At 65.0% G+C, this 17,002-nt stretch carries 16 protein-coding genes; 12 read left to right on the top strand and 4 right to left on the bottom strand.

The window, feature by feature from the left end:
• The first annotated feature begins 47 nt into the window (after positions 1–47).
• The 8 genes from BMW76_RS11275 (at position 48) to BMW76_RS11310 (ending at position 8,698) form a co-directional block, all read left to right on the top strand.
• Positions 48–1,082, top strand: coding sequence for a transporter (locus tag BMW76_RS11275; protein ID WP_090865202.1), 1,035 nt, complete (start codon positions 48–50; stop codon positions 1,080–1,082).
• A gap of 145 nt (positions 1,083–1,227) precedes the next feature.
• Positions 1,228–1,536, top strand: a complete 309-nt coding sequence (locus BMW76_RS11280) for an EthD family reductase (RefSeq protein WP_090865203.1) — start codon at positions 1,228–1,230, stop codon at positions 1,534–1,536.
• A gap of 248 nt (positions 1,537–1,784) precedes the next feature.
• Positions 1,785–3,533, top strand: a complete 1,749-nt coding sequence (gene araD, locus BMW76_RS11285) for an L-arabinonate dehydratase (protein ID WP_090865204.1) — start codon at positions 1,785–1,787, stop codon at positions 3,531–3,533.
• Between the two features lie 27 nt (positions 3,534–3,560).
• Entirely contained in the window at positions 3,561–4,298 is a 738-nt protein-coding gene (locus BMW76_RS11290; protein WP_090865205.1) for a ribonuclease activity regulator RraA, read from the top strand.
• A gap of 110 nt (positions 4,299–4,408) precedes the next feature.
• Positions 4,409–5,734 (top strand): MFS transporter, encoded by a 1,326-nt coding sequence (locus BMW76_RS11295; RefSeq protein ID WP_090865242.1) that lies wholly within the window; start codon positions 4,409–4,411, stop codon positions 5,732–5,734.
• Positions 5,735–5,790: 56 nt separating this feature from the next.
• Positions 5,791–6,855, top strand: coding sequence for a LacI family DNA-binding transcriptional regulator (locus BMW76_RS11300; RefSeq protein WP_090865243.1), 1,065 nt, complete (start codon positions 5,791–5,793; stop codon positions 6,853–6,855).
• Positions 6,856–7,027: 172 nt separating this feature from the next.
• Entirely contained in the window at positions 7,028–7,414 is a 387-nt protein-coding gene (locus tag BMW76_RS11305; RefSeq protein WP_090865206.1) for a hemerythrin domain-containing protein, read from the top strand.
• Positions 7,415–7,480: 66 nt separating this feature from the next.
• A complete protein-coding gene (locus BMW76_RS11310; protein ID WP_090865207.1) occupies positions 7,481–8,698 on the top strand; it encodes an NnrS family protein in 1,218 nt (405 codons plus the stop codon).
• 34 nt (positions 8,699–8,732) lie between these two features.
• Here the strand turns inward: BMW76_RS11310 and BMW76_RS11315 are convergent, their stop codons facing one another.
• Complete coding sequence (locus BMW76_RS11315; RefSeq protein WP_090865208.1) at positions 8,733–10,418, bottom strand: methyl-accepting chemotaxis protein; 1,686 nt, start codon at positions 10,416–10,418, stop codon at positions 8,733–8,735.
• 234 nt (positions 10,419–10,652) lie between these two features.
• The gene (locus BMW76_RS11320) at positions 10,653–11,567 is read right to left on the bottom strand and encodes a LysR family transcriptional regulator (RefSeq protein ID WP_090865209.1); all 915 of its coding nucleotides are present in this window, start codon (positions 11,565–11,567) and stop codon (positions 10,653–10,655) included.
• A gap of 175 nt (positions 11,568–11,742) precedes the next feature.
• Here BMW76_RS11320 and BMW76_RS11325 point away from each other — a divergent pair, with 175 nt between their 5' ends.
• Positions 11,743–12,456, top strand: coding sequence for an SDR family oxidoreductase (locus tag BMW76_RS11325; RefSeq protein WP_090865210.1), 714 nt, complete (start codon positions 11,743–11,745; stop codon positions 12,454–12,456).
• Positions 12,457–12,496: 40 nt separating this feature from the next.
• Here BMW76_RS11325 and BMW76_RS11330 read toward each other — a convergent pair whose 3' ends face one another.
• Both BMW76_RS11330 and BMW76_RS11335 read right to left on the bottom strand, forming a co-directional pair.
• Entirely contained in the window at positions 12,497–12,883 is a 387-nt protein-coding gene (locus BMW76_RS11330) for a DUF488 domain-containing protein (protein ID WP_090865211.1), read from the bottom strand.
• Between the two features lie 152 nt (positions 12,884–13,035).
• The gene (locus tag BMW76_RS11335; protein ID WP_090865212.1) at positions 13,036–13,344 is read right to left on the bottom strand and encodes a putative quinol monooxygenase; all 309 of its coding nucleotides are present in this window, start codon (positions 13,342–13,344) and stop codon (positions 13,036–13,038) included.
• A 239-nt stretch (positions 13,345–13,583) separates the two neighbouring features.
• Here BMW76_RS11335 and BMW76_RS11340 point away from each other — a divergent pair, with 239 nt between their 5' ends.
• The 3 genes from BMW76_RS11340 to BMW76_RS11350 all read left to right on the top strand — a co-directional run.
• Entirely contained in the window at positions 13,584–14,522 is a 939-nt protein-coding gene (locus BMW76_RS11340) for a dihydrodipicolinate synthase family protein (RefSeq protein ID WP_090865213.1), read from the top strand.
• Between the two features lie 139 nt (positions 14,523–14,661).
• The gene (araD, locus tag BMW76_RS11345) at positions 14,662–16,422 is read left to right on the top strand and encodes an L-arabinonate dehydratase (RefSeq protein ID WP_090865244.1); all 1,761 of its coding nucleotides are present in this window, start codon (positions 14,662–14,664) and stop codon (positions 16,420–16,422) included.
• A gap of 152 nt (positions 16,423–16,574) precedes the next feature.
• Positions 16,575–17,002: porin (locus BMW76_RS11350; RefSeq protein ID WP_143062242.1), on the top strand; the 428-nt coding region annotated here is incomplete at its 3' end.

Below are 17,002 nucleotides of genomic sequence, written 5' to 3' on the forward strand. Positions count from 1 at the left end.
GCTCATGTCAGAATGGCGCTTTCGTGGACCCCACCCTCGAAACGCACATGAATCTGAACCTGGCGCCCGCCACGTATGGGGCCGACCGCTCCGGCCTCGTCTGCGGCTTTCGTTTCGCTCCCGACAAGCCCGGCATTGCGCTCGATGCCGACTCCGCCGCCGAATGGCTCGACGAGGTCGCGAACGCACCGAATGCGAATCCGGGCGAGTTTCTGTGGCTCCATTTCAATCTCGCGCATGTGTCGAGCGAGCGCTGGATGCGCACGCATCTCGACTTGCCCGAAAGCTTTTTCGAAGCGTTTCGCGAAGGCTCGCACTCGACGCGCATCGAGCACCAGTACGGCGCGCTGCTCGCCGTCGTCAACGACGTGATGTACGACTTCGAGCAGACGCCTTCCGACATCTCGACGCTCTGGGTCTATACGCACAAGCGCATCATGGTCACGGCGCGGCTGAAGCAGCTGCGCTCCGTCGACCGGCTGCGCGCGTCGGTGCGCAACGGCGAGCGCTTCGATACGGCGGCCGAACTGCTGATCCATCTGCTGCGCGACCAGGCCGATTTGCTCGTCGAGATCGTGCGCAGAACGAGCATCGAAGTGGATCGCGTCGAAGATCATTTCCTGTCGCTGCGCGCGTATGAAAGCCGCCGCGATCTCGGCGCGATGCGACGCGTGCTCGTGCGTCTGCAAAGGCTGCTCGCGCCGGAGCCCGGCTCGATCTTCCGTCTGCTGGTGCGGCCGCCCGCGTGGCTATCGCCCGCCGACGTCCAGAGCCTGCGCGATTCGACGGAAGAGTTCTCACTGGTGCTCGGAGATCTCTCGGGCCTCGCCGAGCGCATCAAGCTGCTGCAGGAAGAAATCGCCGCGCGCCTGAACGAGCAGACCAACCGCACGCTGTTCACGCTGACCATCGTCACGGTGCTCGCGCTGCCCATCAATATCATCGCGGGGCTGTTCGGGATGAACGTCGGCGGCATTCCGCTCGCGGAGAACAAGCACGGCTTCTGGATGATGGTGCTGCTCGTCGTCAGTTTCACGTTGCTCGCGGGCTGGTGGGGGTTCCGGCGCCGCATGCCGCGCTGAGTTCGCGGAGCGGGGCGCGCGTGGTACGCGCGGCACTCGAAAACGCGTCCCCTTCACAACGGGATCGCAAATGCCGGGCGTAAAATCATGGGCCGTTCGAGAGGAACGACACTGCACGCCGGACGTCCGTTTCAGGAGGCATGACATGGCAAAGCTCGTCGCGCTGTACAACGTACCCGCAGACCGCAACGCATTCGACGCCTACTACTTCGAGAAGCACATACCCCTCGCCAAATCGATTCCGGGCCTGCGCCGCTATGAAGTGAGCGTGGGGTCCGTCGCGAGCGCGAAAGGCGAATCGCCGTATGCGCTCGCCGCCATCCTCAGCTTCGACAGCCTCGACGCGCTTCAACAGGCGATGACCACGCCTGAAGCGGCAGCGACCACCGCCGACCTGCAGAACTTCGCGCAAGCCGGCGTCGAACTGCTCGTGTTCGATACGAAGGAAGTCTGACGCGAAACGCGCCACGCCACGCCCACGCCACGCGTTCGCATCGTAGATCGCGCGTTCGCGTGGCTCGCGGCCTCGGTCCGCGCGCGCATTTTCAAGGCTGCCTCTACGTGTAATCCCTGGCGGACTGCTTCGGATGATAACGCTACCATCCGTTCATTCCATCGTCGTCGATCCGCACAGAAAGAACGCCCGTCGCGCCCGCCCGCTTTGCTTCGAGCGGAAATGATAGCGTTACCAAGGAGACTCATTTGTCCTCGAATCGCAAGAAGCCGGAAGAGTTGCGCAGCTACCGCTGGTACGGCGTCAACGATCTCCGTTCGTTCGGCCATCGCTCGCGCACCGCGCAGATGGGCTATCACGCGTCCGACTACATGGGCAAGCCGGTGATCGCCGTGGTCAACACGTGGAGCGAGATCAACTCGTGCCACACGCACTTCAAGCAGCGCGTCGAGGAAGTGAAGCGCGGCATCTGGCAGGCGGGCGGCTTTCCCGTCGAGATGCCCGTGATGACCCTCGCCGAGCCGTTCCAGAAGCCGACCACGATGCTCTACCGCAACTTCCTCGCGATGGAGACGGAAGAGCTGCTCAAGTCGTATCCGTTCGACGGCTGCGTGCTGATGGGCGGCTGTGACAAGACCACGCCCGGCCTGCTGATGGGCGCGATCAGCATGGACCTGCCCGCCATCTTTCTGCCCGCCGGTCCGATGCTGCGCGGGAACTGGAACGGCCGCACGCTCGGCAGCGGGTCGGACACGTGGAAGTACTGGGCCGAGCTGCGCGCGGGCAAGATCACCGAGGACGAATGGAAGGGCATCGAGAGCGGCATCGCGCGTTCGCCGGGCCACTGCATGACGATGGGCACGGCATCGACGATGACGAGCGCGACGGAAGCGCTCGGCCTCACGCTGCCGGGCTTCTCGTCGATTCCCGCGGCGGATTCGCGGCACGCGCAGTACGCATCGCTGACGGGCCAGCGCATCGTCGAGATGGTGTGGACCGATCAGAAGCCGTCCGACATTCTCACCGCGAAGTCGTTCGATAACGCCATCACGACGGTGCTCGCGATGTCGGGTTCGACGAACGCGATCGTGCACCTCGTGGCCGTCGCGCGGCGCGCGGGCATCGATCTGACGACGGCGCGCTTCGACGAGCTCGCGCGCGTGACGCCCGTGCTCGGCAACATCCGTCCCGCCGGCCAGTATCTGATGGAGGACCTCTATTACGCGGGCGGCCTGCGCGCGCTGCTCGTCGAACTGGGCGATCTGATCGACGGCACGCAGATGACCGTCAACGGCAAGACGCTCGGCGAGAACATCGCGGGCGCGGAGATCTTCAACGACGACGTGATCCGCAAGCGCGGCAATCCCCTCGTCGAGCGCGACGGTCTCGCCGTGCTGACGGGCAATCTCGCACCCGATGGCGCCGTGATCAAGCCCGCCGCGATGGAGCAGCATCTGCTGAAGCATCGTGGCCCGGCCGTCGTGTTCAAGGACTACAACGACATGGCCGCGCGCATCGACAGCGACGAGCTGGACGTAACGGCCGACTCGGTGATCGTGCTTCAGCATGCGGGCCCTGTCGGTGCGCCGGGCATGCCCGAGTGGGGGCAACTGCCGATTCCGCAGAAGCTGTTGAAGCAGGGCGTGCGCGACATGGTGCGTATCTCCGATGCACGGATGAGCGGCACCAGCTACGGCGCGTGCGTGCTGCACGTCGCGCCCGAATCGTTCGTCGGCGGGCCTCTCGCGCTCGTGAAGGACGGCGACATCATCGAACTCGATGTGGCCGCGCGGCGCCTGCATGTCGAGCTCAGCGACGCGGAGCTGGCGAAGCGCAGGCAAGCATGGACGCCGCCGAAGCGTCCGTTCGAGCGCGGCTTCGGCGTCATGCATCAACTGCACGTCACGCAGGCGAACAAGGGCTGCGACTTCGACTTCCTCGAAGAAAAACTCGCGGCGTCGCCGGAAGCGAACCGCGATGAGCCGGAAATCCATTAACGCACTTCACGCAATAAGCCACTGAAAATGACCGCATCCGAACAGCAGACCGTGAGCGCCGAAGCGCTCGAACAACTCCGCCACGTCAGCACGGCGACGCTCACCACGCAACTCTTCAAGCGCGGCCTGCGCAACGTGTTCCTGCAAGGCGTCGCGCCGCTCGCGAAGCCCGCGCCGGGCGCGCCGAATCTCGTCGGCCCCGCATTCACGCTGCGCAATATTCCGGCGCGCGAAGACCTCGATCATGTCGGCGTCTTTCAGAACCCGGATCATCCGCAGCGCAAGGCCGTCGAGACGGCGCCGCCCGGCAGCGTGCTCGTGCAGGACTGCCGCGGCGAGCGCTCGGTCGCATCCGTCGGCTCGATTCTCGCGTTGCGGCTCGCGAAGCGCGGCGTCGCGGGCATGGTGTCCGACGGTCCCGTGCGCGACAGCGGCTCGATTTCCGAACTCGGCCTGCCGATCTGGTGCGCGGGCGCGAGCGCGCCGCTCAATCTCGCGAAGCATCACGCCGTCGACATGAACGTGCCGATCGCTTGTGGCGGCGTGCCCGTGTATCCGGGCGATATCGTCGTCGCGGATGTCGATGGCGTCGTGATCGTGCCGCGCGAAATGGCCGAAGAAGTCGCGCGCGATTCGAGCGAGCAGGAACGGCTCGAAGCGTTCATCACGGAGCGCATCGCGCAGGGCAATCCGCTGCGCGGCAACTATCCGCCGAACGACGAAACGCTCGCCGCGTACGACGCGTGGCGCGAAGCACAGAAGTAGCGCGGCAGAAGAAAGCGGCCGAAGCAAGGCGGCCGAAGCAAAGCGCCATCCGTCACGAACACAGCTTGAACAACGCGGCCCGCGCGCATGCAGCGGGCCCAGGAGACATCGTGAACACCGTCACTTCCGCGATCGACGAATCGCGCCTCATCAACCGGCTCGGGCTACGGCTCATGCCGTTGCTCGGCCTGCTGTATCTGGTCGCGTATATCGACCGCTCGAACATCAGCTTCGCGAAGCTGCAAATGCTCGGCAGTCTCGGGCTTTCCGAAGTGGCGTATGGACTCGGCGCATCGCTGTTCTTCATCGGCTATCTGATCTTCGAGGTGCCGAGCAACGTCATGCTGCACAAGTACGGCGCGCCGAAGTGGATGGCGCGCATCATGTTCACGTGGGGCGTCGTGACGATCCTGCTCGCGTTCACGAAGAACGCGACGATGTTCTACGTGCTGCGCTTTCTGCTGGGTGCGTCGGAGGCGGGGCTCTATCCGGGCGTGATCTATTTCCTGACGCTGTGGTTTCCGCAACGGCATCGCGTGCGCATGCTCGGCTATTTCACGGTCGGCAGCAGCCTCGGCAACATGGTCGGCGCGCCGATCTGCGGATGGCTGCTCGACAAGGGCGGCTTCCTCGGCCTGCAAGGCTGGCAGCTCGTGTTCGTCGTCACGGGCATTCCGTCCGTGCTGCTGACGTTGGTCGTGCTGTATCTGCTGCCCGCGTCGCCGCGTGAAGCGACGTTCCTCTCGGATGACGAGAAAGCATGGCTCACGCGCACGCTCGAAACGGAAAGTGCGCAGGCCCGCAAGAACGCTGCGCATCATGCATCGCTGCTGAGCGTGCTTGCCGAGCCGCGCGTGATCGGCATGGCGCTCTACTACATGATGCTGTCGATCTCCGTGTACGGCGTCAGCTACTGGCTGCCGACACTCGTGAAGGGTTTCGGCGTCAGCAACACGACGAACGGTTTCCTCAACATCATTCCGTGGCTGATGGCGACGATCGTGCTCGCATGGCTGCCGTCGAAACTGCGCGCGGGCAATCGCGCGATCATCGCGATGCTCGCGTCGGCGCTGCTCGGCATGGTGTTCTTTCTGTCCTCGGTGTTCATGCCGACCAATACGCTGCGCTTCATCGCGCTGTGCTTCGGCGCGCCGTGCATGTATCTGCTGATCCCGTGTTTCTGGACGCTGCCGCCGAAGTTCCTGTTTGGCGCGCGCGCCGCGGCGGGCATCGCGGCGATCAATTCGCTCGGCAATATCGGCGGCTTCATCGCGCAGAACCTCGTGCCGTTCGTCAAGCAGACGACGGGCAGCACGCAGGCGCCGATGCTGATCCCCGCCACCTGCATGCTGATCTTCGCAATCGTGACGAGCTTCGTTCTGCGCCGTAGCGGCAACGCGGCGCGGAACGTGAGCAGCGCGCCCGTGACGGAGTGAGGCCGTTTCGAGGCATTGGCTACAATAGCCGCGCAAATTTTCGGGTGCACACATTCATGCCGATCACCAAGCCAACCGACGCATTGCTCGGGCTCAAGGACAGTGCAACGCCCGCGCGCCGCACGCGCGGCGGTCCGAAGGGCCTGCGCATCACGGATGTCGCGGCGCAGGCGGGCGTGTCGCCCATCACGGTATCGCGCGTGTTCAACAATCCCGCTTCCGTGGCGCCCGAAACGCTCGAACGCGTGCGCCAGGTGGTGCAGAAGCTCGGCTATGTGCCGAACCGGCTCGCAGGCGGCCTGTCGTCGGCGCGCTCGCGGTTGATCGCGGCCATCGTGCCGACCATCGCGCACTCGCTGTTCTCCGAGACCATCCAGGTGTTCAGTGAGACGATGTCGCGCGCGGGCTATGAAGTGCTGCTCGCGCTGAGCGGCTACAGCGACACGAACGAAGAAAGCCTGCTCGATACCGTGCTGAGCCGCCGTCCCGAAGGTGTGCTGCTGACGGGGGTCGCGCATACCGATTCGTTGCGCGAGCGCTTGCGCAACGTCGGCATTCCCGTCGTCGAGACGTGGGACATGACGGATACGCCCATCGACATGCTGGTGGGCTTTTCGCACTATCAGATCGGCGTAGCGGTGGCGGAGCGCTTTCTGTCGCGCGGCGTGAAGCGGCCCGCGCTGATGTCGGCGAGCGATGCGCGTGCGCTCGCGCGCCGTGCCGGGTTCCGCGACCGGCTCGCGAAAGCGGGGATGACGGACGTCGCCGAAGTGATCGTCGAGCCGCCAAGCTCGCTGGCGACGGGCAAGACCGCGCTGCCGCAACTGCTCGAACGTGCGCCGCAAGTCGATGCCGTGTTTTGCGGCTCCGATCTGCTCGCGATCGGCGCGCTGGGCGCGGCGAAGCGCCTCGGCCTCGACGTGCCGTCGCGGCTTGCGATTTGCGGCTTCGGCGATCTCGACTTCGCGTCGGAAACATCGCCGCAATTGACGACGGTGCGTGTCGACGGCACGCGCATCGGCGTGAGCGCCGCGCGGTTTCTGCTCGACCGGTTGAATGGGGTGCACGAGCCCGCGTTCGTCGATGTGGGGTTTAGCGTGGTGGAGCGGGAATCGGCGTGATGAAGTCGGTCGGACTCTGTATCGAGTCACAATGACTCCTGTCGAACCGACTAACAGATATCGCAAGTCACTGTTTTTCAATACCTTGTTGTTGGCACAAAACGTGTGTAAGGGTTTACGCGGCCATACGATGCCGTAACTCTGTCAACACGAAACACGCAGGCCAACAAACATGTCACTGATCACCACGCTCAAACACGATCACGAAGAAATCTTCCGTTTGCTCGATGAATGCCGCGCGCTCGGCGTCGTCACCGACGAGGGGCGCCGCAAGCTCAGGCAGGTGCGCGGCGTTGTCGCCGCGCATCTGAAGCGCGAAGACGACAAGCTGTATCCCGCGATGCGCAAGCACGACGAGACGCGCGCGCTCGGCGAGATGTACGCGCAGGAGATGCGCGCGATTTCGTCGGAGATTCTCGGCTTTTTCGACAGACTGGAAAGCGGACGCTCGGGCCTCGAGTTCGCGCGTGAAATCGGCCGCGTGATCGCGCATCTGCGCCAGCGGATGACGCGCGAAGAAGTGCGCCTGTATCCCGCATTCGAGATGCACTGCGAGTAAGCACGTCGCGAGCGACGCAGCGAGCGCGCCGCGTCCCGTTCTACCGATGCCTGAAACGAGCGAATCATGAAAATCGTCGAACCGCGTTCAACCTTCGTCCCGTTCCCCGAACGCCACCGGCCCGGGCGGCGCTTCGCAATGTTCAATCTCGGCTTTCGGCCGTTCTATCTGGCGGGCGCCGCCTTTGCGGCGCTTGCACTGACCGTATGGCTGCTGATGCTCGCGGGCGTGCCCGTCAACGGCAACTACCTGCTGAGGATCGACCCGATCGGCTGGCACGCGCATGAAATGGTTTACGGATTCGCCGCGTCGATCGTCGCGGGCTTTCTGCTGACGGCCGTGCGCGCATGGACGGGCATGCAGACGACGAGCCATCGCTTGCTCGCCGCGCTTGCGCTGTTGTGGCTGTGCGCGCGCGTGCTGGTGTGGAGCGGGCCCGCCGTGCCCGCCGCGATCGTCGACAGCGCGTTTCTGCCCGCCGTCGCCTGCGTGCTGCTGCGCGTGCTGAAGAAAGCGGGCAACCGCCGCAACTATTTTCTCGTGCCCGTGCTGCTGGCTTTTGGCGCGCTTAATGTCGGATTTCATGTCCTCGTGCAGACGGGCCGGCCCGATCTCGCGCTGCGTTGCCTGTACGCGGCGGCGGGCATCGTCGTGCTGCTGGTCAGCGTGATCGGCGCGCGCGTGATCCCGATGTTCACGTCGAACGCAATTCCTGGCTTCGTCACGCGCCGCTGGAAGCCCATCGAAACAATCGCCGCGCCGCTGACGCTCGCCGCGCTGTTCGCCGACGCAGCGGCCGTGCATTCCTTCGTCATAGCGGTGTTGGCGTTCGCGGCCTGCGCGGTGCACTGCGTGCGCCTGATCGGCTGGCGCTCGTACAAGGTGCGCGGGCCCGCGATTCTGCTGATCCTGCACGTCGCCTATGCGTGGATGCCCGCCGGCTTCGCGCTGCTCGGCGCGAGCGCGCTCGGGTTCGTGCCGCATTCCGTTGCGTTGCACGCGTTCACGGCAGGCGTGATCGGCGGCGCGATCATCGCGATGATCACGCGCACGGCGCGCGGCCACACGGGCAGGCCGCTCGTCGCCGATAAGCGCGACGTTGCGAGCTATGCGCTCGTCACGCTGGGCTCGGCGTTGCGCGTCGTCGGTCCGTTGGTCGCGCCGGGTCTCTATCACCTGTGGATCTGGAGCGCGGGCCTGTGCTGGATCGCCGCGTTCGTCATCTACGCGCTCGCGTATGCGCTGCCGCTGATGCGTCCGCGTGAGGACGGCAAGCCGGGCTAGCGCGCTCTCGGCCCCGTCGACAGCGCCGGCACCGTTACCCTTCGATCTTGAAGCGCGAAACGCCCGTGCGCAGCTGATTGGCGACGAGCGTCAGATCGTCGATTGCCTGCGACGACTGGCGAAGTGACTCCGCCGTCAGCTGCGCGGTCTCCGACAGTTGCGACAGCGCCTGCATGATCTGCCCGGCGCTCGCGGCCTGTGTCTGCATGCCTTCGTTGACGAGTTGAACGCGCGGCGCGAGCGTCTGCACGTCGTGAATGATCTGCGATAGTTGTCCGCTCACCAGTTGCACATCGTGCATGCCGTGCCGCACTTCTTCGGACAACGCGCCCATGCCCGTCACGCACGCTGCCACGGCCGACTGGATCTCATTCATCCCGTGTTCGATGTCGTGAGCGGCGATGGCCGCCTGATCCGCGACACGCCGTGTTTCCGCCACGACGACGGCAAACCTCCCACTATGTTCGCCGACCTTTTCCGCCTCGGTCGCCGCGTTCAGCGACTTCAGCGACAGCAGGTCGCTCTGATTCGCGACCTTCGCGATCGTCGCGATCGCCCGGTTGATGTTCACCGTCTTTTCGCTGAGGATCGCGAGCTTCGCGTTCAGCGAGTTCGCCGCTTCCATTGCGCTGCGCATCGTCGCTTCGATAGGCGCGAGGCCGCTCCGGCTCGTGTCCGCGCGCATCGCCGACTCCCCGGCGGCCACCGACAACTCGTTCATCGCATGTGACAGATCGCGCGAAGCCGCGGCGATTTCCCGAGACGCCGCGCCGATCCCGGCCGTGGTCGCGGCCGTTTCGCTCGCCGTCGCGTGCTGCTCCCTCGACGTCGCCGCGATCTCGGCGACGGAAGTCGTCACTTGCAGCGACGACTTCTGCGCCTGCGCGACGAGGCTGTTGAGTTCCTCGGCCATCCGGTTGAAGCCGTCCTCGAGCGCGCCGAATTCGTCGCGGCGTCCGAGCCTCAGCCGCTGCGTGAGATTGCCCGTGCGTATCACGTTATGTACTTCGACGACACTCGACATCGGCACCGTGATCGCCCGGTACAGCGAATAGCCCGTCACGAGCGCGACGAGCAGCGTCACGCCGAGCGCCGTCGCGAGCGTGATTTCCATGCTCGTCACCGAATCGCGGATCGCTTTCGCGGAATCGTCGGCCTGTCCGCGGTTCTCGGTCACGAGTTCGTTCGCCGTGCGCTGCACGTTATTCCACGCGGGCGCAAGCTTGATGAACGCGGCCTGCGCATCGGGCTTCGCCGTGGCGGCAAGACGCATCGCTTCGTGTTGTTGCGGAAGGTACTGGTCCCACGCGGCCTTGAAATCGCGAAAGTGCGCGCGGTCCTGGTCGCGAAAGAGCGTCGCCTGATATTCGGCCGACACCTGATCGAACTGGCGCATGATCGGCGGCAGGCGGTCGAGATCGCGCTTCGTCGCGTCGTCGTCGCTGTCGACGAAGAGTGCGCGTTCGAGCGTCGAGTAGCCGCTGTTCGCCGTCGCGCGCAGCGTGGTCGCGAGATAGAGGCCGGGCACGGAGTCGCGGCCCATGCTGAGCGCCTCGTCGTCCATCACGCGCACCCACGTGTACGAAATGGCGGCCATCGCGAGCATCAGCACGAACAGCGCGCCGAAGCTCAGCACGATCCGGCTGCCGAGCGTCAGGCGAGCGCCGCGCTTCGGGTCGGGCAGATCGGTGTCGCTTGTGCGGGACGTCGCAGTGGCCATTGCGGATGACTTTTCCGGTTAAGTTATGAGGCGGGGCGCGGGTGGTCGGATGTCCCGACGGTCCATGCCGACGCTATGGGGAAACTACACGATCACAGGGCAGTTCATTATCGCAAAAGGCGCTGGAAATCCGCTTCAACCCGGCACTTTGCAACGTATGCGCGGGGTGGCTCCATGCGCAAGCCGTTCGATCGCGCGGCCGGATCGCGCCGCTACAACAGCACTACAACCGCGCTACAACGAATCCCAGCGCCACGCCTGTACCAGACGCTCACGCAGATAATCGACGAACACGCGCACGCGCGGCGCGAGATGCTGGCTATGCGGATAGATCGCATGCAACGGCGCCGCCGACATCGAATGATGCGGCAGCACGCGGCGCAGCCGGCCGGCGAGTATGTCGTCGCCGACATCCCAGATCGACTTCACGGCGATGCCCGCATCGGCGAGCGCGAGCAGATGCGCGGCTTCGCCGTCGTTCGTGACGATCGCGCCGTCGACGCGCACCGCGATGCTTTCGTCGCCTTCGAAGCGCCATTCCGCGCGTCGCTGGTCGCCAATCAGGATGCAGCGGTGCGACGCGAGATCGTGCGGATGCCGCGGCACGCCGTGCTGCTCCAGATAAGCCGGCGACGCGCACAGCACGCGGAAATTCGGCGCGAGCGTGCGGGCGATCAGCGATGAATCCGCGAGACTGCCGAAGCGGATCGCCAGATCGAAGCCGCTTTCGACGAGATCGACGACGGCATCCGTCAATTCCAGTTGCACGTCGAGCTGCGGATGCAGCCGCTGAAAACCGGCGACCAGCGGCGCGATTTTCTGACGCCCGAGCTGGCCTGGCGCCGTCACGCGCAGCAGTCCGCTGACTTCATGGCGGCGCTGCGACAGCAACTCTTCCGCCTGCTCGATTTCGTCGAGGATGCGTACGACGCGCGCATGAAACAGCGCGCCTTCTTCCGTGAGCGTCTGACGGCGCGTGGTGCGCTGGATCAGCCGCACGCCGACGCTTTTCTCCAGCTGCGCGAGCCGCTTGCTGACCACCGAGAGCGGCAGGTCCATTTCCCGCGCAGCCGCCGACAGACTGCCCGCCGACACGACGCGGGAGAACGCAAGCAGCGCGGGCAGGCTGACGATCCGGGTAGGGTTCATTCTTCTCAAAAAAGAAAGGATTCGTCGATCTGGAAGCGGTATTTCTTCCGTGGCGCGAAGACTAGCATAGGGAAGTTCGGGCGAGAGCCTGGCGTTGTCGCGATGCGACGTGCATTTGATCAGTCCGATTTCATCGCCCTTGTTTCATCGACCCTATTCGACAGGAGATCCCTCCATGAACTCGCCTCAATCCACGCGTGTGCTGATCGTCGGCGGCAGCTCGGGCATCGGCGCGGCGGCGGCCAAGGCTTTCGCGGCGCTCGGCGCACAGGTGACGATCGCGTCGCGCAGCGCGCAAAAGCTCGCAGACGCCGCCGCCGACATCGGACACAGCGTGCAGACGGTCACGCTCGACACCGCGGACGCGGCTGCCATCGACGCGTTCTTCGCAGTGCAACCGCCGTTCGATCATGTCGTGATTTCGGCCGCGCAGACGCCGTCCGGCCCCGTGCGCGAGTTGCCGCTCGACGACGCCTACAACGCGATGGACAGCAAGTTCTGGGGCGCCTACCGTGTCGCGCGTGCCGCGAAAATCGCGGAAGGCGGATCGCTGACGTTCGTGTCGGGCTTTCTTGCCGTGCGACCGAGCAGGACGTCGGTGCTGCAAGGCGCGATCAACGCCGCGCTCGAATCGCTCGCCCGCGGGCTTGCGCTCGAACTGTCGCCCGTGCGGGTGAATACGGTTTCGCCGGGGCTGATCGCGACGCCCTTGTGGTCGAAGCTCTCCGACGACGCACGCGACGCAATGTTCGAAGGCGCCGCGAACCGTTTGCCGGCAAAGCGCGTCGGTCAGCCGGAAGACGTCGCGAACGCGATCGTCTATCTCGCGATGACGCCTTACGCGACAGGCTCGACGGTGCTCGTCGACGGAGGCGGCGCGATTGCGTGAGTGCGCGCGATACGCGATATGCATCGCGCGGCGTCGGGTGCTATGCGAGCTTTGCGCCCCGGTCGGCGAGCAGCTGGCGCAGCACGCTGCGGTGGCAGCGGTTCTCGTCCTCGCAGTAGCAGCCGACCGAAAAGTTCGACGCCGCCGACAACGCGGCGAGCGTATCGAGCACCTTCGACGCATCGCCGTTGTTCATCTCCGCGCGGAACTTGCGCACGAACGCGTGCCATTCGGCGTCGGTCTTCGCAGCGAGCGCCTGAGTGACGAGTTCCGGTGTCGGCGACAGGATCGGCAGCCAGACGTCGTAGTAGTTGCGGCTGCCGAACTCGGCCTTCGGCACCCCGCGCGGCGGCCGCCGCACCGTGCCGATGCGCACGCCTTCATCGGGCGCGCGGTCCGATCCGAGCTGAACGATACGAATGGACATGGGGTGAGGTCTCCTGTGTTGTGGTTTTAGGTTGACTCGCGGCGGTTCATATTCGGCTTCATGTTGGTTTCGTGCCGGCTGGCCACGAGCGCTGCCGCTAGCGCGGACGGCTTGCCTGTCTGCGCCAGGCGCGTGGTCAGCCGATCTTGCCGTCAGCCGAGCGTGTTCTTCATGCCGAGCACGTCGATGCGGCCAATTTGCGGCGGCCCCGTGAACAGATCGTTGGCGACGCCCATCAGCGCCTTCGCGATCGGGCCGTCGAGATGCGCCTGGCGGCCCGCCTCGTCGGGGAATGCATCGAATACGCCGTAAGTGTGCTCGGCGATCTTCAGCGCGAACCAGATCGGCGTCGTGGTTTCCTGGTTCGCCAGTTCGAGCCCTTTCTGCAGGAACGCTTCGACTTCCGCTTCCTTGCCGGGCTTCGCTTCGAAACGTGCGAACAACGCGTATTTGATGGTCATGTGATTCTCCTGTCGGGATGGCGGGTGTGCCGGTGAGCGCTTCGAGTTAACCATTGTCGCCCCTGATCGCGAACGCGCAATTGTCATCTTTGGTGTCCGCGGCGACGCGCATCCGGTAGGAAAAGCGTTGTCAAACGATTTCATGGAAAACACCAACGGTCGAAATAGTTGTTTGACAACATCGCGGCGGCCATGTAGCTTTCTGGCTTGTCAGCCACCCATCCGAATCACGAGATCTTATGAACGAGTCCCCGATCGTCGAGCGCGAATTCGCGTCGACCGTGATGGCAGTCCCGCCGCTCGCGCGTCGCGCCGACCTGTCGCTCGATGTCGATGCCAACCAGAAGCTGATCCGCCATATCGAAGCGGGCGGTGTGCGCACACTGCTGTATGGCGGCAACGCGAACTTCTATCACGTGGCCGTCAGCGAATACCGCGAAGTGCTCGACATGCTGGCGGCGAGCGCCGCGCCTACGACACGCGTGATTCCTGCCATCGGTCCGGACTTCGGCAAGATGCTCGATCAGGCGCGCATCCTGTCGCAGACGTCGTATCGCACCGCAATGGTGTTGCCGCTCGCCGGCTTCACGACGCCTGCCGGCGTCGAAGCGGGGCTCACGCGCATCGTCGATACGGCGGGCATCCCGCTCACGCTCTACATCAAGAGCGAAGACTACGTCGACGTCGATACGCTCGCGCGCCTCGTCGATCGCGGCACGCTCATCGCGGTGAAGTACGCGATCGTCCGCAGCAATCCGGCCGACGATCCGTACCTGCGGCGCCTGCTGGAAAGCGTGAGCGCTTCGCGCGTGATCTCGGGCATGGGCGAGCGCCCGGCGCTCGTGCATGTGCGCGATTTCGGCCTCGCTTCGTGGACGACGGGCTCGGGCTGCATCGCGTCGCATGCGGTAATGGCGCTGCTCGCCGCCGTCAAAGCCGGCCGCGACGCCGAAGCACAGCGCCTCTATGACGCGTTCATGCCGCTCGAAACGCTGCGCGACGAGATCTCGCTGATTCGCGTGCTGCACGATGCCGTCACGTTCTCGGGCATCGCGGACATGGGCTCGATTCTGCCGCTCCTGAGCGCAGCGCCCGTCGAACAGCACGCAGCCATTGCGCAGGCCGCGCGCGAACTGCTCGCGTTCGAACGCGAGCTGGCCGGCAATTCGCGCGCGTGATGAACGAATCGCTGGAACTGAATTGAATGACCGTGGATGCGCCGCGTGACGATCGCGCGGCGCGATCCGCATGACGTGCAGCCGCATTGCAGTGGAACCATCGCAGCGGAACAAAAGCTTGATCTGGAGTGAGACGAACGTGAGCACCGACGGCAACGAACGAAAGAAGGCGAAGAAGACGCCAGAAGAATTGCGCAGCCATCGCTGGTATGGCGTGAACGATCTGCGTTCGTTCGGGCATCGCTCGCGCACTGCGCAGATGGGCTACAGCCGCGACGAATATGCAGGCAAGCCCGTCATCGCGATCCTCAACACGTGGAGCGAGATGAACCCGTGCCACACGCACTTCAAGCAGCGTGTGGACGAAGTGAAGCGCGGCATCTGGCAGGCGGGCGGCTTCCCGATCGAACTGCCGGTGCAGACTTTGTCGGAGCCGTTCCAGAAGCCCACGACGATGCTCTACCGCAACTTCCTCGCGATGGAAGCGGAAGAGACGCTGCGTTCGTATCCCGCCGACGGTGTCGTGCTGATGGGCGGCTGCGACAAGACCACGCCCGCGCTGCTGATGGGCGCGATCTCGATGGACCTGCCAACCATTTTCCTGCCGGCCGGTCCGATGCTGCGCGGCAACTGGAACGGCGCGACGCTCGGCTCCGGTTCCGACACGTGGAAATACTGGGCCGATCTGCGCGCGGGCAAGATCACGGAAGAAGACTGGCAGGGCGTCGAAGGCGGCATCGCGCGCTCGCCGGGCCACTGCATGACGATGGGCACGGCATCGACGATGACGAGCGCCGCCGAAGCGCTCGGCTTCACGCTGCCGGGCTTCGCGTCGATTCCGGCACCCGACTCGCGTCACGCGCAGATGGCGGCGAAGACGGGCATGCGCATCGTCGAGATGGTGTGGGAAGACCTGAAGCCGTCCGACATCCTCACCGCGCAGTCGATCGACAACGCGGTCACGACCTGCCTCGCGCTGTCGGGCTCGACGAACGCGATCGTGCACATGATCGCGCTCGCGCGCCGCGCGGGCATCGAGCTGACACTCGACCGCTACGACAGCCTCTCGCGCCGCACGCCCGTGCTCGCGAACATCCGGCCGACGGGCGCGTATCTGATGGAGGACTTCTATTACGCGGGCGGCCTGCAGGCGATGCTCGCGGAACTGGGCGACCTGATCGACCGCTCGCAGTTGACGGTGAACGGGCGCACGCTCGGCGAGAACCTCGAAGGTGCGCAGATCTTCAACGACGATGTGATCCGCCGGCGCAGCAATCCGCTGATGCCGGACAACGGTCTCGCTGTTCTGCGCGGCAACATCGCGCCCGACGGCGCGGTGATCAAGCCGGGCGCAGCCGAACCGCATCTGCTCGTGCACACGGGCCGCGCGGTCGTGTTCAAGGACTACAACGATATGGCCGCGCGCATCGATAGCGAAGACCTCGACATCGACGAAAGCTGTGTGATCGTGCTGCAGCATGCGGGCCCTGTGGGCGCGCCGGGGATGCCCGAGTGGGGCCAGTTGCCGATTCCGAAGAAGCTGCTGCAAAAGGGCGTGCGCGACATGCTGCGCATTTCCGATGCGCGCATGAGCGGCACGAGCTACGGCGCGTGCGTGCTGCACGTGGCGCCCGAATCGTTTATCGGCGGGCCGTTTGCGCTGGTGCGCGACGGCGATCTGATCGAGCTCGATGTACCGCAGCGCAAGCTGAACGCGCTCGTGCCCGACGAAGAACTCGCGCGGCGCAAGGCCGAATGGGTCGCGCCCGAGCCGCGCTTCTCGCGCGGCTACGGCGCGATGCATCAGGTGCACGTGCTACAGGCCGACAAGGGCTGCGACTTCGATTTCCTGCAACGCGGCGGCGCGGGCACCACGTCCGGCGAGCCGGAGATTCATTGAGTGCGTACGTCCCGCGCGATTACCCGAGCCGTCTTTTGATCCTTTAAAGAAGGGAAGCGAGCAAAGAAGCAACCTCGCGGTCGCGGCGCCATGCCGCGCATCGCGATCACACCACGCAACTACATCGAGACGAAGTGAAGGAGGAGATAAGGATGGAAAGGAAGCAATTCCAAGGCGTGAAGGCGGTACTGGTGATCGGCGCATCGCTGGCCACGGCGGCGCCCGCGTTCGCGCAAAGCAGCGTAACGCTGTACGGCATCGTCGATAACGGCATCGGTTATCAGTCGAGCTCGACGACGCTCGGCTCGACATCGGGCGGCCACTCGGCGTTCAAGATGATCACGGGCGTGTGGGCAGGCAGCCGCTTCGGCCTGAAGGGCGCGGAAGACCTCGGCGGCGGCACGAAGGCGATCTTCACGCTGGAAGAAGGCTTCAGCGCGAACAGCGGCGCCATGTCGACGACCAACCTGATGTTCAGCCGCCAGGCGTTCGTCGGCGTGACGAACGGCACGTATGGCACGTTGACGGCGGGCCGCCAGTACGCGTCGTACTACCAGCTGCTGTCGCCGTATAGCCCGAC

The sequence above is a fragment of the Paraburkholderia diazotrophica genome, assembly GCF_900108945.1.
GTDB lineage: Bacteria > Pseudomonadota > Gammaproteobacteria > Burkholderiales > Burkholderiaceae > Paraburkholderia > Paraburkholderia diazotrophica.

What these genes read in the sequence shown, in the direction of transcription:
- BMW76_RS11275 (WP_090865202.1), top strand. Translation starts at nt 48, where the DNA reads ATGAATCTGAACCTGGCGCCCGCCACGTATGGGGCCGACCGCTCCGGC.
- BMW76_RS11280 (WP_090865203.1), top strand. Translation starts at nt 1,228, where the DNA reads ATGGCAAAGCTCGTCGCGCTGTACAACGTACCCGCAGACCGCAACGCA.
- BMW76_RS11290 (WP_090865205.1), top strand. Translation starts at nt 3,561, where the DNA reads ATGACCGCATCCGAACAGCAGACCGTGAGCGCCGAAGCGCTCGAACAA.
- BMW76_RS11300 (WP_090865243.1), top strand. Translation starts at nt 5,791, where the DNA reads ATGCCGATCACCAAGCCAACCGACGCATTGCTCGGGCTCAAGGACAGT.
- BMW76_RS11305 (WP_090865206.1), top strand. Translation starts at nt 7,028, where the DNA reads ATGTCACTGATCACCACGCTCAAACACGATCACGAAGAAATCTTCCGT.
- BMW76_RS11310 (WP_090865207.1), top strand. Translation starts at nt 7,481, where the DNA reads ATGAAAATCGTCGAACCGCGTTCAACCTTCGTCCCGTTCCCCGAACGC.
- BMW76_RS11315 (WP_090865208.1), bottom strand. Translation starts at nt 10,418, where the DNA reads ATGGCCACTGCGACGTCCCGCACAAGCGACACCGATCTGCCCGACCCG.
- BMW76_RS11320 (WP_090865209.1), bottom strand. Translation starts at nt 11,567, where the DNA reads ATGAACCCTACCCGGATCGTCAGCCTGCCCGCGCTGCTTGCGTTCTCC.
- BMW76_RS11325 (WP_090865210.1), top strand. Translation starts at nt 11,743, where the DNA reads ATGAACTCGCCTCAATCCACGCGTGTGCTGATCGTCGGCGGCAGCTCG.
- BMW76_RS11330 (WP_090865211.1), bottom strand. Translation starts at nt 12,883, where the DNA reads ATGTCCATTCGTATCGTTCAGCTCGGATCGGACCGCGCGCCCGATGAA.
- BMW76_RS11335 (WP_090865212.1), bottom strand. Translation starts at nt 13,344, where the DNA reads ATGACCATCAAATACGCGTTGTTCGCACGTTTCGAAGCGAAGCCCGGC.
- BMW76_RS11340 (WP_090865213.1), top strand. Translation starts at nt 13,584, where the DNA reads ATGAACGAGTCCCCGATCGTCGAGCGCGAATTCGCGTCGACCGTGATG.